This is a genomic window from Rhodococcus wratislaviensis (assembly GCF_900455735.1).
GTDB classification, from domain to species: Bacteria; Actinomycetota; Actinomycetes; order Mycobacteriales; family Mycobacteriaceae; genus Rhodococcus_F; species Rhodococcus_F wratislaviensis.
The window spans coordinates 153,190-174,510 of record NZ_UAUI01000028.1; the positions used below are offsets into that span (position 1 = coordinate 153,190).

General features: G+C 65.6%; 16 protein-coding genes and 1 pseudogene. 14 read left to right on the forward strand and 3 right to left on the reverse strand.

Annotated features, from left to right (window positions below; translation table 11 throughout):
* Nucleotides 1–144 precede the first annotated feature (144 nt).
* From DTA22_RS34215 to DTA22_RS34240, 6 genes are read left to right on the forward strand one after another with little or no spacing between them, the layout of a single operon-like run.
* Nucleotides 145–1,605 (forward strand): KamA family radical SAM protein, encoded by a 1,461-nt coding sequence (locus DTA22_RS34215; protein ID WP_245973278.1) that lies wholly within the window; start codon nucleotides 145–147, stop codon nucleotides 1,603–1,605.
* Nucleotides 1,602–1,970, forward strand: coding sequence for a cupin domain-containing protein (locus DTA22_RS34220; protein WP_037239283.1), 369 nt, complete (start codon nucleotides 1,602–1,604; stop codon nucleotides 1,968–1,970). The genes DTA22_RS34215 and DTA22_RS34220 overlap by 4 nt, the downstream gene beginning before the upstream one ends.
* Complete coding sequence (locus tag DTA22_RS34225; protein WP_235214432.1) at nucleotides 1,967–3,067, forward strand: MupA/Atu3671 family FMN-dependent luciferase-like monooxygenase; 1,101 nt, start codon at nucleotides 1,967–1,969, stop codon at nucleotides 3,065–3,067. The genes DTA22_RS34220 and DTA22_RS34225 overlap by 4 nt, the downstream gene beginning before the upstream one ends.
* Complete coding sequence (locus DTA22_RS34230) at nucleotides 3,051–4,394, forward strand: lysine N(6)-hydroxylase/L-ornithine N(5)-oxygenase family protein (RefSeq protein ID WP_112302356.1); 1,344 nt, start codon at nucleotides 3,051–3,053, stop codon at nucleotides 4,392–4,394. Before DTA22_RS34225 ends, DTA22_RS34230 begins: the two co-directional genes overlap by 17 nt.
* Nucleotides 4,391–5,866, forward strand: a complete 1,476-nt coding sequence (locus DTA22_RS34235; RefSeq protein WP_112302357.1) for a class I tRNA ligase family protein — start codon at nucleotides 4,391–4,393, stop codon at nucleotides 5,864–5,866. The genes DTA22_RS34230 and DTA22_RS34235 overlap by 4 nt, the downstream gene beginning before the upstream one ends.
* Complete coding sequence (locus tag DTA22_RS34240; RefSeq protein WP_112302358.1) at nucleotides 5,863–7,083, forward strand: saccharopine dehydrogenase family protein; 1,221 nt, start codon at nucleotides 5,863–5,865, stop codon at nucleotides 7,081–7,083. Before DTA22_RS34235 ends, DTA22_RS34240 begins: the two co-directional genes overlap by 4 nt.
* Here the strand turns inward: DTA22_RS34240 and DTA22_RS34245 are convergent.
* Entirely contained in the window at nucleotides 7,021–7,773 is a 753-nt protein-coding gene (locus DTA22_RS34245) for a thioesterase II family protein (RefSeq protein WP_322789952.1), read from the reverse strand. The two genes, DTA22_RS34240 and DTA22_RS34245, sit on opposite strands and share 63 nt — an antisense overlap.
* Between DTA22_RS34245 and DTA22_RS34250 the strand changes: the two genes are divergently transcribed.
* Together DTA22_RS34250 and DTA22_RS34255 are read left to right on the forward strand one after the other, a co-directional pair.
* Entirely contained in the window at nucleotides 7,772–8,995 is a 1,224-nt protein-coding gene (locus DTA22_RS34250) for an ATP-grasp domain-containing protein (RefSeq protein ID WP_245973277.1), read from the forward strand. The two genes, DTA22_RS34245 and DTA22_RS34250, sit on opposite strands and share 2 nt — an antisense overlap.
* Nucleotides 8,996–10,276: a GNAT family N-acetyltransferase gene (locus DTA22_RS34255; protein WP_037239258.1), complete on the forward strand. Its 1,281-nt coding sequence runs from the start codon at nucleotides 8,996–8,998 to the stop codon at nucleotides 10,274–10,276.
* Nucleotides 10,277–10,752: 476 nt separating this feature from the next.
* Here the strand turns inward: DTA22_RS34255 and DTA22_RS34260 are convergent, their stop codons facing one another.
* Nucleotides 10,753–11,076 carry a hypothetical protein gene (locus DTA22_RS34260; protein ID WP_037239256.1) on the reverse strand — a complete coding sequence of 108 codons (324 nt, stop codon included), beginning with the start codon at nucleotides 11,074–11,076 and terminating at the stop codon, nucleotides 10,753–10,755.
* 9 nt (nucleotides 11,077–11,085) lie between these two features.
* Nucleotides 11,086–14,589: a serine/threonine-protein kinase gene (locus DTA22_RS34265; RefSeq protein ID WP_112302361.1), complete on the reverse strand. Its 3,504-nt coding sequence runs from the start codon at nucleotides 14,587–14,589 to the stop codon at nucleotides 11,086–11,088.
* Nucleotides 14,590–15,046: 457 nt separating this feature from the next.
* Here DTA22_RS34265 and DTA22_RS34270 point away from each other — a divergent pair, with 457 nt between their 5' ends.
* The 6 genes and pseudogenes from DTA22_RS34270 (at nucleotide 15,047) to DTA22_RS34305 (ending at nucleotide 20,944) form a co-directional block, all read left to right on the forward strand.
* The gene (locus DTA22_RS34270) at nucleotides 15,047–15,445 is read left to right on the forward strand and encodes a hypothetical protein (protein ID WP_112302362.1); all 399 of its coding nucleotides are present in this window, start codon (nucleotides 15,047–15,049) and stop codon (nucleotides 15,443–15,445) included.
* A 352-nt stretch (nucleotides 15,446–15,797) separates the two neighbouring features.
* A pseudogene (locus DTA22_RS34280) lies at nucleotides 15,798–15,995 on the forward strand (TerD family protein); the annotation flags it as partial.
* 74 nt (nucleotides 15,996–16,069) lie between these two features.
* The gene (locus DTA22_RS34285; RefSeq protein WP_112302363.1) at nucleotides 16,070–16,525 is read left to right on the forward strand and encodes a helix-turn-helix domain-containing protein; all 456 of its coding nucleotides are present in this window, start codon (nucleotides 16,070–16,072) and stop codon (nucleotides 16,523–16,525) included.
* Between the two features lie 7 nt (nucleotides 16,526–16,532).
* On the forward strand, nucleotides 16,533–17,723 hold the full coding sequence (locus tag DTA22_RS34290) for a PIN domain-containing protein (RefSeq protein ID WP_112302364.1): 1,191 nt from the start codon (nucleotides 16,533–16,535) through the stop codon (nucleotides 17,721–17,723).
* Between the two features lie 483 nt (nucleotides 17,724–18,206).
* Nucleotides 18,207–18,380 carry a hypothetical protein gene (locus DTA22_RS36150; RefSeq protein WP_156046727.1) on the forward strand — a complete coding sequence of 58 codons (174 nt, stop codon included), beginning with the start codon at nucleotides 18,207–18,209 and terminating at the stop codon, nucleotides 18,378–18,380.
* A 1,463-nt stretch (nucleotides 18,381–19,843) separates the two neighbouring features.
* Nucleotides 19,844–20,944, forward strand: coding sequence for a DUF2207 family protein (locus DTA22_RS34305; RefSeq protein WP_160118544.1), 1,101 nt, complete (start codon nucleotides 19,844–19,846; stop codon nucleotides 20,942–20,944).
* The last annotated feature ends 377 nt before the right edge of the window (nucleotides 20,945–21,321 follow it).

The following is a 21,321-nucleotide window of genomic DNA, read 5'->3' on the forward strand; positions in this document are numbered from 1 at the left end:
GCATCTATCGGCCGTAGTTGGGCGAGTAGGTTCCGCGCCGATCGGACGGCCCGTGGATGGGTCACTTTGCACCCAAGGGTGTCTATCGGTGGCGTGGAGAGCCACCCATGATTTTTCCCAGGCCGCCGAGGAGTCGGTCTCGAGATGAGGACGAACGACCTGACCACCATCGAACTCGCGGAGTGTGTCTCTGCCGAAACCGGGTTCGAGCTCAGTCGGGCGATCTTTGTCGGTGGTGTTTCCAGCGGGCGCGACGATTGGATCGGGGCAAGCTACATGAAGAACCCAATGCGAACCTTCCGCGGCGTGCAGCTTGCCGACCTTCCGCAGCTTGAAAAGTTCACGGAGCAGGACCGGCACGAAATGCGGGTCGTCGCAAACCTATTGCCTTTCAAAGTCAACAACTATGTTCTCGATGAGTTGATCGATTGGTCGTCGGCTCCCGACGACCCTATCTTTCGGATGACCTTTCCGGTCCGAGAGATGGTGCCTCCGCGTATATACGATTTGGTGTCGGACGCGCTCTTGAACGGCGTTGACCGAAAGCAGCTGGAAGCAATCGCGCGGAAAGGCCGCCAAGACCTCAACCCGCATCCGTCCGGCCAGCGTGAGTACAACGTGCCGCTGCTCGACGACGAGCCGGTTCCTGGGCTCCAGCACAAGTACCGACAAACGCTTCTGGTATTTCCATCCCAGGGTCAGACGTGTCACTCGTACTGCGCGTACTGCTTTCGTTGGGCGCAATTCGTCGGTGATGCGGACCTGAAGTTCGCAGCACCGGGTCCCGGTCAGATGACCGATTACCTCCGTGGCCACCGGGAGGTCACCGACGTGCTGCTCACCGGCGGCGATCCGCTGATCATGTCGACTCCGGTGCTGGCCCGGTGGGTCACGCCGTTGTTAGCGCCTGATCTGGAGCATGTGACGAACATCCGCCTCGGCACCAAGGCTTTGGTGCAGTGGCCGTACCGCGTCACGTCCGGACCTGATGCCGACGAGCTGCTGCGGCTGATCGAGGCGTGCGCTACCGCGGGAAAGAGCGTCGCGATCATGCTGCACGTCTCGCACCCACGCGAGCTCGAAAGCGAGGCGGCAGCGGCCGCCGTAGCAAGGCTGCGTTCAGCGGGGGCCATAGTCCGAGCGCAGGCGCCGATTATTCGCCACGTGAACGACTCACCGCACGCGTGGGCAACGATGTGGCGGCACATGGTGCGGCTCGGCATCCAGCCCTACTACACCTTCGTCGAGCGCGACACCGGCGCGAGCGCGTTCTTCGAGGTTCCGCTAGCCCATGCGCTGACCATTTTCCAGCAGGCGCAGCGTGCTGTTTCCGGTCTGGCTCGCACTGCACGTGGCCCGGTCATGTCAGCGACCCCCGGCAAGATCGCCATAGATGGCGAGACGGTCGTGAACGGCGAGCGGTTGTTCGTACTGCGTCTGTTGCAGGCACGTGATGAAGCGCTGGCCGGCACGCTGTTCTTCGCCGGACACAGCGAGAGCGCCGTCTGGATCGACCAATTGACCCCTGCTCTGTCCCCGTCATGGCCGTGGGAATCATCTCGCGATCGCACCCGACCCGAACCCATTGAAGGAGTTAGTCGATGACCACAGACTCGGTCACCCAGGGCATCGTCCACAGTGTCAACGGAAGACTGCCGGAGCTGGCATTCGAGAACAGGCCTTCGGGCGCGAAACTCGGAATCTTCGATCTGCCGAAGATCGAGGCCTCCGTGGCGCCATTCACGCTGGCACACATTCGTGTGCCCGCGGGCGTCACCACCGTCGAGGATCACCATGAGGTGCGGGAGATCTGGCTTGTGCAGTCCGGGTCGGGGATTCTGACCCTAGACGGCGTCCGGTCGAGGGTGCGGGCCGGCGACACGTTGTACTACGAGAGCTATCGACGCCACCAACTGCACAACGACGGCGACATTCCGGTCGAGATCGTGTCGATCTGGTGGCGTCCGTGAACGCCAGGCCAAGCTTGAGCGTGATGTTCTTCGCCGGTTCGGTGCCGGCGGACCGCACCGACCGCTACCGCTTGGTTCACGACGCCGCTGCGGCCGCCGACCGTCTCGGCTACGAGGCGATCTGGTTGCCCGAACGTCATTTCGACGTCTTCGGCGGGCTGTTCCCGAACCCGTCCGTTCTGGCCGCCGCACTTGCGGGCACAACGACGCGGTGTCACCTGCGCGCCGGGAGTGTCGTTGCGCCGTTGCATGATCCGATAAGGATCGCCGAGGAATGGTCGGTGGTGGACAATCTGTCCGGTGGTGGCCGCGTCGGGCTGTCGATCGGTTCCGGATGGAATACGAACGACTTCGTGTTGGCGCCCGACCGGTACGAGACCAGGGTGGCCGATTCACGGGCCTCCATAGCAGAGCTTCGCGCGCTGTGGGCCGGACGGCGGGTCGCCCGGCGTAACGGCTCGGGCCGGACGGTCGAGGTGGCTATCCAGCCGCCACCACTTTCCAGTGAGCTGCCACTGTGGTTGACCGCCTCGGGAAATCCCGACACGTTCATTGCGGCAGGACGATTGGGAACCAATCTGCTGACGCACCTGCTGGGCCAGGACCTGGGCGAGCTGGCCGGCAAGATCAAACTTTACCGTGACGCGCGAGCGACGGCCGGCCACGACCCCGGCTCCGGCCGGGTCACCCTGATGCTGCATACGCTGGCAACGGCCGACGACGCGCAGGCGTGGACGGCAGCTCGCGCACCGTTGCGGTCGTACCTGCGATCGGCGCTGGAGCTGGAGCTGCGTGCGTCGGCTGGTGGTGGCCGGGTGAGCGGCGGCAGACGACTTGCGTTGCCCGCGTTGTCCGAGGCGGTTGTGGAGGAATTGCTCGACGAACGCACGCGCCGTTTCTTCGACGACGCCAGCTTGCTCGGCGCCGTGCCCAAGTGCCTGGCAATGCTCGAGGCGGTCGCCGCCGCCGGAGTGGACGAGGTCGCCTGCCTGATCGACTTCGGTCCTTCGAGGCAGTTCGTACTGGACAGCCTGAATCGTCTCGCACCGCTTGCCCGTCCCGAAGTCGAGGGAGCAGTCAATGTTGGAACACCTTGATCTGGTTGGTATCGGTGCAGGTCCGTCCAATCTGAGCGTCGCAGCGCTTTCCGCGCCGATCGGTCGGCTGCGGTGCAAGTTCTTGGACCGGCAACCGACACAACGTTGGTACCCCGGTCTGATGCTGTCCGCCGCGGTGCTGCAGGTTTCGCACCTGAAGGACCTCGTAACCTTGGTCGATCCGACGAGTCGCTACACCTTCCTGAACTTCCTCGCGCGCACGGGTCGGCTCCACCGCTTCGCCAGTTTGCATACCCCGCTGATCGCTCGCCGAGAATACGAGAGCTATCTGCGCTGGGTCAGCGACCAGTTGGATGAGGTGCAGTTCGGGTGTGCGGTCGAGGAAGTAACATTCGACGGGCAGGCGTTCAGGGTGGAATCCACCCGAGGTGCGTATGCGGCACAACACCTGTCGATCGGGGTCGGCCCGCGGCCGTACGTGCCGGAGGTCGCCACCGGCAAGCTCGGTGAGGATGTGTTCCACTCATCTGACTTCGGCTACCACACCGATTCGCTCGCTGGCCGCGACGTCGTGGTAGTCGGTGGTGGGCAGAGCGGCGCCGAGGTGGTGGAACACCTTCTGCAGCTCTCTGGCCGGGATGCCGTCGGCTCGCTCACCTGGGCGAGCAGGCGGATCGGGTTCCAGCCGCTCGACGAGTCGCCGTTCACCAACGAGTGGTTCCACCCGGACTATGTTCGGTATTTCCACGGCCTATCGCAGAGCCGTCGTAGCCAGTTGCTCAATGCCCAGCAGCTCGCCAGCGACGGCATTTCGAAGGGGCTGCTGGAATCGATCTACCGCAGGCTGTATCACAACGATTTCGTCGATTCGGATCGCATTCGGACCACCCTGCTGCCTGGCCGTGAAGTGACCGGACTCTGCCGTGGGCCGGGTGGCAGGGGCTGGCGGATGAGCCTGACGCACATCGATACCGGCGAAATCGATTCGGTCGGTGCCGATATCGTGGTCCTCGCCACCGGGTACCATTTCCCCCTTCCCGAGTTCCTCCACCCCCTCGGGGGTCGTATCGCGCGTACCAATTGCGGCCTGCCACAGCTTGCAGCGGACTACTCGGTTTCATGGGCGGGCCCAGCCGGAAACAAGATGTTCTTCCTCAACGCCGGAAAGCTCAGTCACGGCATCGCGGATCCCAATCTCAGCCTCGCCTCGTGGCGTGCGGCCACTGTATTGAACACGATCACCGAGACCCCGTTGTATCCCGACCTGCGTAGCTCGACGTGTTCGTGGGACGTCGCGGATCGTGCTGCCACCCACCCGCCGGTGGATTCCGGCGTCGACCTGCTGACGGAAAGTAGCCGACCATGACCCAGCACCTCATCGTGCCGAGCAATCCCACGCCGAACGGGGACCTGCACATCGGGCACATCGCTGGACCGTACATCGGTGCGGACGCACTACGGCGTGCTGCCATCGCCCGGGGTGAAGACGCCGCTGTCCTGCTCGGCACCGCCTGGCAGCAAACGCATGTGCTGTTGGCCGCCCGCCGGCAGGGTCGCGATGTCCTTGCTGTCGCGAGCGAGTTCGCCGCCCAGATCGAGGAGTCCTTCGCCGCAGCCGATATCGGGTACGACGTGATGCTTCGACACGAGGACATGCCGTCGATCGAGCAGATGACCCGGCGCGCATGGTCGACGCTGCGCGAGCTCGGCATGATCGTGGTGCGGGATTCCGTCGCACACTACTGCTCGCCATGCCGAGCGTGGCGCTTCCAGGGACTCGTTGCCGGTCGGTGCCCGCGTTGCCGGTCGTCTGACGCGTACGGCATCGACTGTGAACAGTGCGGTCTGTACCACGACGACGCCGAACTGCTCGACGCCGTGTGCACCGTGTGCCACGAGCCGACAGAACTTCGGCCCCTGCGCCGTGCGTTCCTCGAGCTGGAACCACAGCGTGCCTGGTTCGAGCAATACCTGGGCAGCATCACACTCGGCGACCCGGTCCGCGAATACGCGGAGTCCGTGCTGTCGGAGGCGCTGCCGTCCGTTGCCGTCACGGTACTCGGCGGACCGGGCATCCCGGCCTTGGACGAGGAGTTGCCAGGTCAGACCATCTATCCGGCATTCGAGTTGGCACCCCGCTATGTCGTCATGACTGCGCGACACCGCGCTGGTAGTGCTTACGAACCCGCACGCACCAGGACCACCATGGTGTTCGGTGTCGACAACGCGTTCGAGCGAGTATTCCTTTTCCCCGCAGTGCTGCGCGGGCTGACCGAAACGCACGCTCCCTTTCCGGACGTCATGCACTTGACCTACTTCTACATGCTCGACGGGGCCAAATTCTCCACGTCCCGCCGCCACATCGTCGGCGTCGCAGAACTTGTCGGAGTGGCGGGAGCCGATGCGGCCCGCCTGTACCTCGCTGCGAACCGGCCCGAGCGTTCGCCGACCAACTTCACCCGATCGGCATTCGAGGAGTCGGCAGAGGTCTCCGCGGTACGTCGGCTGCGAGCGTGGGCGGATACCGGCGAGGTTCCACCCGGTGATGAGGACTCTTCCAGAGATCCCTGCATCGAGCTCGAGCACGCGGCCTCCGAACTTGCCGATGCGCTGCGGCCCGAGAGCCTGTCCTGCCAGAACGCGGCTCGGGCGGTGCTCACCCTGACCGGGTTGGCCGGGGCATCCCACGGTGACAGGTTTCGGGACGCGGTCCTGAAGGTCCTGGTCAATGGGGCAGTGCTTGTCCCGGACACCGCGGCCCGGTTGGCCAGCGCCTTCGCGGTGCCGCGAACGCGCTTCGATGGTGCCGCACAGCGCACGAGTGGAGGACGAGGATGAGCGATCCCGTCAGGTGCGCGCTGATCGGCTGTGGTCCGATGGGCGCCGCCGCTGCCCGCGAGCTGGTGCTTTCCTGGCCCCGCCAGGGGGAGCCGTTGCAGCTGACTCTGGTCGACCGCGACGCGAGACGGCTGCGTGCGCTCGCAGCGGCCCTACCGGCATCGGCCGGCGTTGCGGTCGAAGCGCACCACGGCGACGCGGCACACCATCCCACCCGGCAACTACTCGCGGAGCAAACGGTGTTGGCCACCGCCCTGTCGTGGGTCGATGCCGCACCGGCGCTCGATCTCACGCTGGAGCACGGACTTCGGCTGGTGGGTATCGGTCGCCCACCAGCAGATCCCCGAACAGAACTGTCTGGTCGCGCATCGGTATCCGGTGCTTCCATCGTTGTCGGCGCCGGTCTCGAGCCCGGTTTGACCGAAATCCTCGCGCGGCGATTGGCACGTGACCTCGATGTGGGCGGAACCGTGCACTCATACTGTGGCGGGGTCCCACGGGCACCGCGACCGCCGATGCATCACGTGTCCTGGTACGGCACGCGCATGACGATCGACGCGCGACCGACCTACCAGTTTCGCGGCGGCGTGCTCCGTCAGGTCGAACGATTCAGTGGGGTCGAAATGGTCGACGTCCCCGGCCTCGGCTCGCTGGAAGCGTTCCACGACGGTCTGTCGCCCTACGTCGGCGCCGATGCCGTGCTCGGCTCGCTGGCCGATTACACGGCCAAAACGCTGCGGTGGCGGGGCTATGCCGATCGTGTCCGGCTACTCGCCGAGATTGGCCTGCTAGGGGAGCTGCCGGTCCAGACCATCGACGGCCCGGTCCGTCCCCGCGCGCTGCTCGACGCCATACTCGCTCCGCACATTTCCCCTCAGCTCGGGGACACCGACGTCACCGTGCTGGCCGTCCAGTCGAGCGGAACTTCGGGCGGAACGCCCTCGAACAGGTCGACCGTGACTATCGCCGAGACCGACGCCGTCACCGGCGTCACCGGTATGGGACGACTGACCGGGGCGGTGCACGCCGCTGCGATTCGGGCAGTATGCGGCCTGGGAGCAGGTGTTCACTACGCCCACGAAGTTCTGGTCGACGGGAAGGCGGATGCACTTCTCGAGCGATTCCTAGCGACGGGGATATCGGTGACAGAACACTCAGACGCGTGGCTGACCCGATCGCAGCCGGGACACGGCGGCACGGAGGACCGCGATGAGTGAATCCGTCGGATCGCTTGCCGCGAAGTGGCCGCCCGGCAGCGTGAGGTGGGTATGAGAGGCCGAGGTGGCCGCCGACCACTGTCGGACTGCGGCGGCGTCGACCACCACATCGTCGATGTAGCTCAGCGCTGTCACCGGCGCGGACACCCGGACACCATCCCACGAGTAGCTTGCGCTCAGCTCGAAATCGGCGCGCAGCAACGGAATCAGCATGTCCTGAACGGACTGGTCGAGTGCGTGCGCGCCCCACGACTGTACCGTGGCCAGCAATTCGGCATCGGTCTGGTGGGTGAGTTCTCCTGCAATTCCAGCGCACTGCGGACCCTGCCGCGCGGACACCACCAGCTCGACGTCCACCGCGTCATCGGCGAGCAGACGGGCGGCCTCGAACGCCACCGTAGCCCCGATGCTGTGACCGAAAAGGACAACCTGGGGTTGCTCGAGGGCGAGAACCCTGCCTGCCACGTCCGCCGCGGCCGCGGTGAGCGACGTCGCAAGCGGTTCGTTCATGCGCTCCTCATGACCCGGCCGCGACAACGGCACCACGCGCGCCCCGTCCACAGCGCGGGGCCACCGGCGAAAGAACGACCGGCCGGCACCGGACGGCGGCACGCACACCACCACTGCCATGCACACTCCGAACAACGACAAGGGGACTAGCAATATGGTACGTCGAACGATCGTCTTCATGGGCACTCGGCGTGTCCCTCTGGAAGTGCAGGCAGCACTGCTCTCCGCACACGCTGCCGGGTATCGAGTTGCCCTGGTCACCGGGTCGGTTCCGCCGATGTGCAAGAACCTGGTCGACGATGTCGAAATCGTCGACATCTTCGACCGCCCAGCAACCCTGCAGGCAGCCATGGCGCTCGCGGCCCGCAGCGGGGCAGAGGGCGTCGTGTCCTGGACGGACATCGGTGTCGAGCTGGCCGCCGCGTTGGCAGAGCGATGCGGATGGCCGGGTCCTGGCACCGAGGCGGCGCACCGGGCTCGCAACAAACACTCGATGAGGTCCGCGATGGCCGATCAGGCGCAGTTCATTCCACGGTTTCGGCATGTCCGTTCCCTGTCGGACTTGCAGTCGGCATACGAGGAGATCGGCACACCTGCGGTGCTCAAGCCGGCGGGTGGCAGTGGCAGCAGGTCCATACTTCACGTCGAGGAGGGGGCCGACCTCGCCGCGTTGTACGCGCACGCGTCCCGGCTGACCACAACGGACATTTCTCGGTTGTTTGCCGACTACGAAGGCGAATTCGTCTACGAGGAGCGTTTGGGCGGCACCGAGCACAGTGTCGAGGGTTTGGCCAGTGACGGGAAAGTGCATATCGCGGGGATCACGGACAAATGGGTGACCGAGCCGTACTACGTCGAGTACGAGCAGGTGCACCCCACCGCTCTGCCGGCAGCCGCGCAGCGCAGCGTGCACGACCTCACTGAAGCCGTGGTCAAGGCGATCGGCCTGAACTGGTGTGCGTTCCATCTCGAATGTCGCGTCCTTCCCGACGGGAGTGCCAAGCTGCTCGAGATCGCCGCCCGGCCGGCCGGTGGTTACATCACATCCCACCTGATTCCGTTCGCCACCGAAATTTCCTTCCACGAAAACCTGGTTCGAGTGGCAACCGGACAACAGCCAGACATGATTCCGACTCGGAATCGGTACGCGGGCAGCCGCGGCGTACTCAGCCCGGCGCGGGGCCGCTTCGGCGGCTTCGACGGTCTGGCCGAGGTTCTCAACATCTTTGGAATCGAGCACTTCGTCTTCGAGCGTGAAATTGGTGGGAACATCGTGCTCCCGCCCGGTGACGCACTGAGCGCCGTGCTCGGTTACGCGATCGCCCGATCGGTCAGCTACGACGATGTCCGAGACGTTCTGCGGCGCGCGGTGGCGCTGTCCCGGCCGCGAGTGGAGACCTAGATGCGCGCCAACGGATTACCACCGGTCGAGCGGATCGAGCTCGGTGCCGGGTTGACCGGGCGGGTAGTCGCCACGGTCGACCTACTCGTGCAGGAAGGTTTGGCAGCGTCGAACGGGGAGGCGGCGTGGACCTCGCCTGAATGGTGGCGCTTTGTGGAGGCCGATCCCGACCACGAATCGCTGTATCTGGTCATCGACGGCGCGGACAGCCGACCGGTCGCCGCAGCACCGGCGTTGATCGTTCGGGACACCCGAGGCCTGCTGTTCTACAACGGTCCGCGGATCATTGGTGATCTGTCCGCGATCGGCTCGGTCTCCCATCTCGCGCCGGACGAGCAGGCAGCGCTGCCCTGGTTGACCGCTGGGGTCGAGGCGGCGCGGCCGGCACTTTACCCGTCGCTGACGGTCGGCACATTCGGATCGAACCTCGGACTGCGGCCCTTTGCACCCGGTCGCATGACGCTCCCCGTTTCAACTGTCGTCCCGGCGCTGGCCAGACTGGCAGAGGTGGTCGCCGAACTCGTCGGCTGCCGAAGCCATGCACTGCTGTACCTCGATCCGGAGGAGGACGCCGCGTTGGCGTCGGACGCCGTCGTCGCCGGACTCTGTCGTTCGGTGTTCGGCGGTGAAGGCGTCCTCGACGTGCCAGACGGCGACTTCGACGACTACCTCTCGATGCTGCCCAGTTCGCGGCGGAGGACCATCCGTCGCGAAATCCGGGCATACGCCGAGTTCGGTGCTCGAACCGAAGTCGATTATGGCCCAGGGGCGCTCACCGACGACCATGTCCGATTGCGGTCGGCATTGCGGGAAAAATACGGTCACACGGCGGGACAAACATGGGCGCGTAAGGAGTTCGACACCCTCCGCGAAACTGTGGGCGAGCGGCTCGTCGTGTTCAGCGCACGCGGGACCGAACAGATCCTCGGATACTTGATGGCGTTCCGGTTCGGCGATGTGCTGTATACGCGTGCTGCCGGCTTCGACTACGAGGCATCTTCAGGTGCATACTGCTACTTCAACGTCGTCTACTACGACGTCATCAAATGGGCCCAGCGCAATGGCGTGCGTCGAATCCACTACGGACTCGGAACCACGGCTGCGAAGGTCTGGCGAGGATGTACGCTGCGGCCGCGCTGGGCCTACTTCGGCCTCGGGCCCGGCGCTACGCCAGACACGAGCGAAATGATCGCAATCCAGAACGCAACAGCATCACGGTTGCTTGCCAGTCTCGGGGCCGAGTTGGAGTACGGGAGCATGGCAGGGGCGGAGGCGGGATGAGACCCTCCCCGCCGATGCCGCAAGTTCCGCGACGATGTCGTCCGCGTGGCCCACAACCGTGAACTGGTGGAGCATCTGAAGCAGATCGCGGCCGATTTCGGGATCAGCGAGTCCTGCCTGCCCATCTGGTTGTAGGTGCCGTCCTCAGGCGTTACCTGCCATCGCGATGAGTCCACTGTCGACCCGAACACCGAGGTACCTGCCCGTCTCGGGACTCCGCGGTAGATAGGGCCGGGTCAGGTACGAGTGATCAGGTCTAGAATGTAAGGCTGCCTCAAAAGGGAGATCTCGAAACAAGTTTGGCGCACCACACGGAGAAGCGATGTTGACCGCCACTTGGTGGTGGGGCGGAGGCATTCCGTGCATGCCGTATTCCCGCCAACATGCCAAAATTGTCGAGTGCACCCTCCCACTGCCCGTGGGCCGCAGCCGCGAAGGGCGAACGCCCTTAATCTAATTCAGTTATGACCAGTAATTCATCGTATCTCCGGTGGCCACTTCCAGCCGCGGAGAGCGTAGTACTTCTCGCGGGGCTCGCCGGTCCAACCGTTGATGCCTTTCCGCGGAAGCCACCAGGCGTGGATCAGCAGCACGATCGCGACCAGCACTCCGAGCAGCACGAAGAACCAGAATCGCCCGGCCGTGGCGGAAAGGAGGACCGACAGCCCGCAAAACACGGCGATCTTCCCGATCCGCCGCCACTTCGGGGTGTGTTCCTCCCAGTGTCCCCACACGATGGTGCCCACGGCCGTGATCCCGCAGATCACGGCGATCTCAAACCAGTAGGGCCAGCTGCTCATCGTCCACCTTCAAAGCGTGTGTGGCACCGCGGCAGCCGTTGCCGCCTGCAGGAAGGCCGCCGGTACCGCCGCCCATTCCGGCCGCCAGTGCCCCTCGCGCTGATCGGCGTGTAACGCCGCCAGCAGCGCGGCGAGGCGCGGACCTCCGTCTGGCAGGAAACGCGCGAGTCGCAGCGCGGCGCAGCGCGCGGCGATCTCGGCGAGCAGCGCCTTCGCCTCGTCGACGCGGTCCGCCGCGGCCAGACACCCCACCGACAACCGCTGGGCCAGCAGCAGTGAATACCTGCGTTCGGTGCCATCGTGGTGATCCACCCATTCTTGGGCCCAGAGGCAGGCGAGCTCGGGATCGTGCCCGTGCAGCAGTCGGATCCCGGTGTCCTCCTCGATCTGCGCGATGATCGCATCGATGCCGGCGACCGGCCGTCGGCGCTGCGCATACTGCACCGGCGGCGGCCCCGTCAGATCGGCCCCGAGATCGAGCCCCAACCGAATTCGCTCGTTTTCGACCGTAGCCCGCAGCCGTGACAGCGACATGGCCTCGGCAACCCGCATGCCCTCGTTGAGCCGGATGGACGCCTCGGCCGGGTCGCCTCGCAGCACCTTGATGCGGGCGCCGAGCGCATAGCGCGCGAGCTTGAAATCGACCGGCCCTGGCTCGCCACCGAGGGTGTAGCCCTCGTCGAGCAGCCGCTCGGCCTCGTCGAGTTCGCCTCGGTGGTAGGATAATTCGCCGAGTACTGACCCTGTCAGCCGGGCCGCGAGCGAGTGCCGACCGGCGGTTCGGCGGGCCGTACGGACCGCCTTGCGCACCCGATTCTCGGCGGCGTCGAGTTCGAGCTGTTCCATCTCGGCGAGACCCAACCAGCACTGCCCGTGCACGAGGAGGTAGGGGCCGGTGTTGCGCTCGTAATACGGCAGCGCCCACTCCTGCAGGCGGTGGGCCTCAGCGAAGTCGCTGCGGGTGCTCGCGGTGAACGTCGCGAGGTTCGCGGCGGTCGAAACAACCCACGGCGGCAATGCATCCGGTTGTGCCAGGGCGGCCGCGACAAGCTTGTCAACCGGGTCGGTGTGATCCGCGCGCGACTCGACCACCGCCTCCACCACGGCGGCATCGACCCGAAGTTCGGCGACTTCCGATTCTTCCAGCTCGCTGTGTTCGAGCGCTGCGTCCACCATAGCGAGCGCCTGCCGCGCGGCGTCGGTGCGGTGCATCAGAATGTCTGCCCAGGCGAGGAGCAGCTGCAACCGTGGTCGCCCCACAACCAATCTCGGCGGGAGTTTCCCCACTAGCCCGAGCAGTGTGGTCACCTGTGAGTGGTCGATCAGGTAGACGCCGCCGTCCTCGACCAGTTCGACGGCGTGCCGTTGATCGTCGGCGGCCAGTGCGTGATCGACCGCGTCGCTGAGCATTCGATGCGTGGCGAACCATTCGCATGCGGTGCGGTGTAGCTCCTGAATCTTCTCCGGTCGATCTCGCTGCAGTCGTTGCCGAAGGAAGTCTGCGAACAGTGGTTGGTAGGCGAACCATTGGCCCTCGTCGTCGACGCGGCGTAGAAATAGATCGCGCTCCTCGACCTCGGCCAGCATTTCCTGACCGCGCGATACGCCGGAAAGTGCGGAGGCCAGTTCGCCGCAGATCCGCTCGGTGACCGACGTCGCCAGCAGGAAGTCGAGCATTGCGGGATCGAGGGAGGCGAGCACATTCTCGGTCAGGAATTCACCGATGGCATGGTGTCGGCCGGACAGATGCGCGATCAGCAGGGTGGGATCGTCGCAGTCACGCAGCGACACCGACGCCAGCTGAAGTGCCGCCGCCCACCCGCCGGTCGATTCGGTCAGATCCTCCACGTCGCCGCGATCAAGGTCCAGTCCCGCCAGGTCGACGAGGAAGCGTCTCGACTCGCCTTGGTCGAATCGCAATGCAGTGGAGTCGATCTCGACCAGCTCGTCGTGCACCCGCATGCGGCTCAGAGGAAGACCGGACTGGGTTCGGCTGGCGACAACGATTTGCGCATGGTGGCAGCCGTTTTCGAGCAGGAACGCCAACGCCGATCGGGTGTCGGCGCTGCTGACCTTGTTCCAATCGTCGATGACCACGGCGACCTGCTCGCCTCGCTTGTGGATCTCGTTGATCAGCGACGTGAGCACGTAGCGTTCCGCATCGTCGCCGTGCTCCTCCAGTGCCGCCCCGAGCTCGCGGGCCAACCCGGGACGCACCACCCGGATCGCCTCGATCAGGTGCGCGAGGAACCAGACGACGGTGTTGTCGTCGTGATCGACGGTGAGCCACGCGACCGCAACGCCCTCGGCGGCGAGGGCGTCCGCCCACTGGGCGGCCAGCGCACTCTTGCCGAATCCGGTCGGCGCGTGGATCACGACGAGCCGCCGCCGCTGCCCGGCCCGCAACTGGTCCAGCAGGCGTAGGCGCGGTACCAGCTGCCCAGCCCGCTCCGGTGGGCTGAATCTGGTCGCTGCGGCGGGCGGAGTGATCGCCGCCGTGGACGACCGCCACGCGGCGGTCCGTACATAGGTTGGGGTGAGGCGAGGCCGCGGCACACCCTGCTGCGGGCCGCTGTGCTGTCCGGTTCCCCGCACCGACGGTCCGGGCCCCGCCGAGATCGGGACCGGCATCTCGTCGACCGCCAACCCGTGGTGGCCCTGCAGGTCGCGGAGCAGTTCGCCCAGGTCGGCCGCGGTCGGCGGCCGGGTGGCAACATCCCGAGACATTGCGTGCTCGAGCACCTCGCACACATCCGCCGGGATGCCCTCGGCACGAAGATCGGGGACGGGGTGCCGCGCGATTCGCAGGAACTGCGCAACCACCTCCTCCCCGCTGCGACGCTCGAAGACTGCGTGACCGGTGATGGCACAGAACAGGGTGGCGCCGAGGCCGTAGACGTCCGCGGCGGGGTTCGGCGCGTCACCCTGCAGCACCTCCGGCGCGGTGAAAGCCGGCGAGCCGGTCACCGCGCCGGTGGTCGTTTCGAATCCGCCGGCGATGCGTGCAATGCCGAAGTCGGTCAGCTGCGGCTCGCCGTAGTCGGTGAGCAGAATGTTTCCTGGCTTCACGTCGCGGTGCAGCATTCCGGAACGGTGCGCGGTCTCGAGCGCGCCGGCGACCTTGACGCCGATGTGCGTTGCGGACTCCCAGTCGACAGGGCCGGACTGGTGAATGTGCGCGTCGAGCGATCCACGGGGGTGGTATTGCATCACCAGGTACGGTCGGCCGGAGTCGGTGGCGCCGACGCCGAAGATGCTGACGATGTGCGGGTGTCCGGACAGCTTGCCCATCGCACGTTGCTCGCGCAGAAACCGTTCGAGGTTGTCCGTCTCCAGGTCGGCGGTGAGCACCTTGACCGCGACCATCCGATCGAGGAAAGGCTGTCGGCAGCGGTAGACGACGCCGAAGCCGCCATGACCGATTTCGTGCATTGCTTCGAATCCGGCGTCGGCGAGCTCCGCTGCTATCCGCGTTGTCAGGTCACGTTTCGTGGCCAGTGGATCAACGGCCATGGTTGGCCCCTGCATCGCCCCTCGGTGCCCGTCATCGGGCGGTCGTGGGTGTTCCCGAACAACCTCGAGCATAGCCCGATCGGCAGTCCTCGTTCGCTGGGCGCGCGAAGCTCGGTGTCCTTGCCCGCCGGTGCAGGTTCGACATGGAGAAGAGTCCACGAGATCATCGAACAGCGCGGTAGTGAAACGAACTGGTTCGGCGACATCGTCCGGTCCAAGACCGGGGCTTTCCGGTCGGGATCTGACGACGGCCCCGAGGCGGGAAACCCGGCAACATCCGCCGCGTCGAGTCGGCGAATGAGTGTTCGGCGCCGAACCGGACCGCACTGAGTGCATCATCAATGACTCGACGGGAAGCATCGGCCCGGACCTGGCTTGGGCACGACGGTGGTCGGTGGCTACTGCGCAGGTGCCTCGACGGCGCCACGTGCTTGCGCGTGGCGATACTGTTCTCATCATGGTTGCGCGCGTCGACGTTTCGCTGTTGCTCGCGTCCGCCCGGATCGGCGTCGGGGTGTTGCTCATCGCGGCGCCGACCGTCGTGTTGCCTCGCGAGGACGCCGGCAACGGTACGAACGCCGTGCTGATGCGGACGGTCGGGGTTCGCGACCTCGTCCTCGGTGGGGGTGCGGTTCTGGCCTGGACTCGGGGCAGGCCCGACGAGTTCCGCCGCTGGGCGTCGGCCGGGCTCGCCAGTGACACCGGTGACCTCCTGGTGGGGATCTGCGGCGCCCGCCTGGTCGGACGGTCCGGTGCGATCAAGGCCGTCGCGGTAGTGGCTCCGTGGGTGGCTGCCGGCGCTGTCGGCCATGTCAGAGAATCGCACCGACAGGATCGGGCCCCGCGGTCTCGATAGACACTCCGCACATTCGTGGGCTGCGGGCCTTCTGTCCCTGGGAGACCGCGAACTCCACCCGCACATCGGATGGCTGGCGTATCGAGAGTTTGACCCAGCACGTCAGCTGGTCCGACGGCGAATAGACGCCGTCATGGAAGCCACGGGGCCGCTTCCAGACGCAGATGAGAACGATGACCTCGACCGCGGCAAGCATGGGCAACCGAAAGGGTGTGCGTGCCCGACCTCGTTCCCGCGGTTGTCTTCGGACTCGACAGCGACTGGCGTGTCGGGATCAATCCCGGTAGCACGAGTGTGATCGACGAATCGATGCGGCTGGCCGAAGGCCAGACCCTGAACGCCGTCGAGCACCGTGGTTGCGGTGGAGCAGGTCGATGTGGTGCTCGGGTGGACCGAGTCGGAGGTCGAGGTCGATGCGTCGGCTTTGCTGCTGGACTCCGGCGGCAAGGTTCGCTCGGATGAGGATCTCGTGTTCTACAACCAGCCCGAGTCGACGGACGGGTCGATCCGGTTCCTGGGTACGAGCGGCACCGAGGAAGGTGGGCATGCACCAGATGGGCGGAAGCGAGCCTCAGATCGGCGGATTGACATTGCGTGTTCGTTTTTTTCGTTTTATGGTGGGGTATGGGTGCTCTGATGAACCACACGGTGTTGCCGCCGGGCGCCGACGATCGGGATCTTCTCGCCGCGCTGAAGGCTGTTCTCGCTGTTCATGAGGATGTGTCGATCTCGACCCCGGACGGTTCGGTGCCGTTGCCGGACAGTGTTCGGGGGTTGCTCGTCGACGCGGTCACAGCCTTGGATCGGGGGCAGGCGGTGACGGTGGAGCCGCATCGCACCGTGCTGACGACGCAGGAGGCCGCGGAACTGCTGGGCATAACGCGGCCGACCCTCGTGCGATTGCTGGAGGCGGGGAAGATCCCGTACACCTCACCGGGCCGGCATCGGCGGGTGGAGTTGGCGGACGTGCTCGAATTCCAGCAACGTGAACGCGGGCGCCGCGGCCAGGTGTTCGAGGAGATGGCGCACGAAGAAATCCCGGACCCCGCCGCCGCGGACAGCTTCGTGTCGACCCGCTGATCCGAACATGGCTGCCTTTCGGGTGGTTCTCGATGCGTGCGTCCTGCTTCCCCGGACCCTGACCAATCTGCTGCTCACCCTCGCCGATGCCGAGGTGTTCCGGCCGGTGTGGACGCCGGATCTGCTCGCGGAGGTCGAGCGCAACCTGTCCGGCGAGCAGTTCGGTAAGTCGCCGGAACAGGCAGCGCGGCGAGTGCAGCAGATGCGCAGGGTATTTCCCCTCGCGGAGGAGGAGTCACGCGGATACCGGGAACTGATCCCCGCGATGGCCAACGATCCGAAGGACCGGCACGTCCTGGCTGCGGCCGTACGGTCAGGTGCAGCACAGATCGTGACCGCCAACCTGAAAGACTTCCCTCCAGCGGCCCTCGACCCGTTCGACATCGAGGCAATCGACCCCGACGAATTCCTCTGCGATCAACTCGATCTGGACCCGGCAGCGGTGTTCGAGTGCATACACGTACTGGTCGCCCGCAATGCACTCCCGCCGCGCACGGTGGGGGAGATGCTCGAGTCACTCGAGCCGCTGACCCCGCGGTTCGTCGGCGCCCTCCGGGCAGGGCTTTTCGCACCGTACGAAGATCCTGCCGCCGGTGCGGCACCGGCGGCGTCGTCCCTTCCGGAGCTGACCGACGAGCAGATCGACTCCTTGCCGCCCGAGGTGCGGCAGACGTACCGGCAGCTTCGTGCGATGGATCCGGTCGAACGGGTGCGGTTCCTCGGGCATGCGGAGTTGGTGAGTGCGGTGTGGGCGTTCCTGACACCGGTGTGCGTGGACGGGGATCTGTGGTCGGTATGGCCGAATGTGGATCCCGAGTTCCGGGTGGTGCTCGCGCAGAAGTGGGTGCAGGACAACCACTATCAGATGACCGTTGACGGGTGGGATGGTCACGCGGTCGCGGCGGCCCTCGCGGGGCCGACGCCGAATCATCCGCTGTGGGTGCATTTCGAGCGCGTGCATGTGCGGTCATTCCGCACGATGCTTCCTGATCCGGCGACGTGGGGAATCAGTTCAGCCGCAAGGATGGTCGCCCCAGGAGTCGAGGCGCTGTACGTGCTCGATGTCTCGACGCTCGAGGGCGGCCTGTGGCAGCCGAACGATCCCCGGTACGTGTGCCCGGTCCTCATGCGCTTCGTCGACGGGCGATGGCTGGTGCGAAACCTGGGATCGGAGGAGAACCCTGCCATTCCGAACTGAAATCGGAACACGGAGCGTAAGTTCGGCACCGCACCGCCAGGCTCACCCTCCTACGATGAGGGTAACCGGCCTCCGCGCGCCTACGACCGGTCCGGTATCAAGGGTAGCTGCTGTCCGAAGGTGTCAGCGGCATCGGCGCGGTACCGACGAGGACGGGATCCTGGTCTGGCTCCGGAGAGTCGGGCACAATGTGACGGTCACAGCGAACCGAAACACCGGGAGGGAACAATGTGGGAATTGCCAATTGAAGGCGGCATACCGTGGCTGGTCTGGCTCGCCGACCTTGTTATCAACGGCTCCTGACGCCGCTGCAGGTCGACAATACGGGGTTTGTCGACCTGCAGCGATGACATTCGTCGGGCTGTCTCCGTTCCTGGTGTTGTTGCACGCCGCGTTCACGTCACCGTGAGATGGGCTTTGGTGTTGGTGCTCTCCGCCCGCAGAGCGGTACTGGCGCAAGGGTGCGCACTGCCTCTCGGGTCGGTGCGATCGCAGCCACCGTCGCCGGTGTGGGCAGCGGGGCAGCGTTCGGGTACTCCACCGACTCCTGCAACGTTCGTGTGCGTCATCGTGGTGGTGGCCACCGTGATGACGGTAGCTACTGCCCTCGCCCGCGTGCTGAGCCTGGTCCCGGGTGTGCACGCCGGCACCCGCTGATCGCACCCCTACCACCACGCCGTCCTGGCCGCGGGAACATGTCAGCTCGGATTCTCAGCGACAGTTATCCCCTTTGCAACATCGGATGTCTCAGCGGCACCGACTTACTCTGCCCCGTCCTGCAGGTGACCACCGCTGACCGGCCCGGTGAAAATTCCGGTGGCCGGGAGTTGGTGGAGCAACATCAGTGGTGTGCCACACAGTGAGCAGGAACGGGTATTCTGGGAGCTCGGCAGGTCGGGGCCAAATCCCAGGCGGGAGTGTCAACGATGCGCTGTACGAGAACTCGCCGATTGTGTGTGGCATGGACTATTGCATTTGTGGCCGGTTTTTCGCTCCCGTTCGGATCGGCTGCTGTTGCGGGGGCGGAACCGCCGCCGTCAGCGGTGACTACGGCGTTTGCGGTGCCTGCGACGTTTGTCTCGGGATGCTTCAGTCTGCTCGTGTGCGCTGTGCCGCCGGTAGTGTCGGTGACACCGTCGGCATCGATACAGGCGCTTGGCGTAGTGACGTTCACGGCTGAACAGTCGCCCGTGATGACCACGCTGGACTGTATCGACCTGGCGGTGAACTGGCGAAATCTGTCCACTGGCGCTGCCGGTACCACTGTGCTTCGTGGCGTGACGCCAATGGGTTTCAGCCGACCGATCGCTGCGGTGGATTGGTGCCGGTATACCCCGGTCCGGGTGGTTACCGGTAGCGGTACGGTCGCCGCGTTTGCGGATGTTGTTGCGTCCGTCGATCCCAATCGGTTCCAACTGTCCGTCGCTCCGGGATTCGGAAGCTTCGGGGTTCCCTAGCGGTAACCGGGTGCCGGCCGGTCAAATCCCGTGAGGTGCATGACGTCGTCGCGTGATTCCTCGCTTGGTTATTATGCGGTCAGAGCCGCCCGTATCACCGGCCTCATTGTCGACGGGCTGCGCTCGACTGCTTCTTCAGGCTGACTCGTCGAGTGGTCGAGTCGCGCCGCGGTGCTCGCCGTCCAGTGTGGATGGCGCACCGGCCGAGACGTGGAATGTGGCGGTTCGGCCCCCAGTTGCGGGTACCATCCTTGGCTGGGCGCGGGATGCAGACGTGGTCCGCCCATCCGTTGATCCTGTGGCCGGCATCTTCGGCGTGCCGGGTGTTGTCCGGGCCGATTGCGATGCTGCGCTGCTGCCTCGCGGCGGGGGCTCTTCAGGGACGGTCGCGGTGGCGGGATGCACCGTGCGCGGGGAACGTCGTCCCCCGCGGGGGTGAGGTGCCGGGCACCTGGGGGATCGGTTGGTAATCCAATGTCGTCTGGTTGTGGGATGTGGATGTGTCGAGGATTGCGGTATCCACAACGTTCCCGGCAGCGAGGTAGGCGAATGTACGACAACGGCGATGAGTACGAACCCGATTCTGGCGCAGAGGAACGCGAGCCTGCTTCTGGCGGAGAGGAACGCACCGAGGCTCACGATCGCGCGGTGGGTGCGTCGAGAATGCGTGCTGGTGTTGCCGTCGTCGTCGGTGGCGTGGCAGTTGTAGGACTGCTGTGGCCGTTGGTGTGGGGGCCGGCATCAACTGTGCGTGGGCCTGCTGCTGTCGTCGGCGACTCGTGGGTGCTCGCCGCGGTCGCCGCGGGGCTTTCGGTCGTGGGGTGGGGCGCGGGTATTGTGTGGTCGCGAAGTGCCCGTGAGGAACTCGGCGAGGTGCCGGTGCGGTATGGACCCTTTCCTGGTCTGGGGCCTGCACAGACCGAGTATGTGGTGAGGAAGTGGATCGGTGACAGCGCGCCGACGGCGACACTGCTCCATCTGGCCGAGCGGTCCGTGGTCCGGCTGGTATTCGTCGAGGACGAGCGCTGGCGGATCGAGGGGATCGGTACACCGGATCGATGGGCGCGGATCGACCCGGTCTCGCGGGCGTTGGCCGATGTCCTCGGAATCCATACGCCGGGGGCGGTTTTCGTTGCCGACGGCTCGTTGAAGTCGGGATATGCGGTGAAGGAGGGCATGCGCGTGATGTCCGATGCGTGCCGGGCGTGGGCGGCGCAGGACGGTCTGCTCGCGATCTCGGTCAGGACGTGGATCGGACGGACGATGGCATCCCTGTGCATGGTACTGGCCGTGTTCGGGTTCCTCGGTGTGGTCGGTCCGACGATCGTCGGTGTTCCATTCGCTACGTTCGTCATCGGCTCTGTGGGGGTGTTCGCGCCCGGTACGGGTCTTCGGCACACACGGGAGGGGCTGCAGGTCTGGGCCCGAACAGCCGGTTTCGAGCGGGTGCTGTCGGGTCGATCGTGCACGATCGGGTCCGCCGCGATCGGTGAATGCTTCCTCGCCGCGGTTCCCTACGCGTTCGTCTTCGGTGACGCCAACCGCTGGGCGGTGCGGTATCGCCGCGCGACGGGACGGGTTGCCCCTCACCCCGGCTGGTACCCGTCGACCTCGTTGAACGACGACGCCGTGGGTTTGTACGCACAGGTCGGTTTCAACAGCCTCGACGCCACGTTGTGTATGGCCCGGTATCGGCTCGAGGCGGCCGGGAGCCGACCGGATACCGGTGGAGACCATCACGTCGGAGCGATGGGCGGTTACTGAGTGCGAACGCTCGGCGCCCACGACTCGTCGCCGGTCCTACCGTGGCGACAGGTCGAGGAGTCTGCTGATCGTCCGCTTGTCGCGGTCCACTTGCATGCTGCGCCATTTTTCGGCGCTCATGAACGATGTGACTCCGTGGGCGTCAGCCACTCTGGGGGTGGCTGTGGCCACCCCCAGCCCTGTGCGCCTTGGGTGTGTGTGTTTCGGTTCGACCAAATGCCGGCGCGGCGCGAACATCGGCAACACGATCGGCTCGGGGTGTACGTCGGTCAGTCCACCACGAGAAACTCGCGCGGTTCGTCGGACGCCTCGACCGGCGAAGGGCAGTCCGTGGGGATGTCAAGCAGGACACCGTGTTCGGTGCGACCAGGTTCTCG

Bases quoted from the DNA above. Each gene is read 5' to 3' on its own strand.
- DTA22_RS34235 (WP_112302357.1), top strand. From the start codon at position 4,391: ATGACCCAGCACCTCATCGTGCCGAGCAATCCCACGCCGAACGGGGAC.
- DTA22_RS34285 (WP_112302363.1), top strand. From the start codon at position 16,070: ATGGGTGCTCTGATGAACCACACGGTGTTGCCGCCGGGCGCCGACGAT.
- DTA22_RS34255 (WP_037239258.1), top strand. From the start codon at position 8,996: ATGCGCGCCAACGGATTACCACCGGTCGAGCGGATCGAGCTCGGTGCC.
- DTA22_RS34245 (WP_322789952.1), bottom strand. From the start codon at position 7,773: ATGAAGACGATCGTTCGACGTACCATATTGCTAGTCCCCTTGTCGTTG.
- DTA22_RS34220 (WP_037239283.1), top strand. From the start codon at position 1,602: ATGACCACAGACTCGGTCACCCAGGGCATCGTCCACAGTGTCAACGGA.
- DTA22_RS34250 (WP_245973277.1), top strand. From the start codon at position 7,772: ATGGGCACTCGGCGTGTCCCTCTGGAAGTGCAGGCAGCACTGCTCTCC.
- DTA22_RS34215 (WP_245973278.1), top strand. From the start codon at position 145: ATGAGGACGAACGACCTGACCACCATCGAACTCGCGGAGTGTGTCTCT.
- DTA22_RS34230 (WP_112302356.1), top strand. From the start codon at position 3,051: ATGTTGGAACACCTTGATCTGGTTGGTATCGGTGCAGGTCCGTCCAAT.
- DTA22_RS34240 (WP_112302358.1), top strand. From the start codon at position 5,863: ATGAGCGATCCCGTCAGGTGCGCGCTGATCGGCTGTGGTCCGATGGGC.
- DTA22_RS34290 (WP_112302364.1), top strand. From the start codon at position 16,533: ATGGCTGCCTTTCGGGTGGTTCTCGATGCGTGCGTCCTGCTTCCCCGG.
- DTA22_RS34270 (WP_112302362.1), top strand. From the start codon at position 15,047: ATGGTTGCGCGCGTCGACGTTTCGCTGTTGCTCGCGTCCGCCCGGATC.
- DTA22_RS34265 (WP_112302361.1), bottom strand. From the start codon at position 14,589: ATGGCCGTTGATCCACTGGCCACGAAACGTGACCTGACAACGCGGATA.
- DTA22_RS34260 (WP_037239256.1), bottom strand. From the start codon at position 11,076: ATGAGCAGCTGGCCCTACTGGTTTGAGATCGCCGTGATCTGCGGGATC.
- DTA22_RS34305 (WP_160118544.1), top strand. From the start codon at position 19,844: ATGCGTGCTGGTGTTGCCGTCGTCGTCGGTGGCGTGGCAGTTGTAGGA.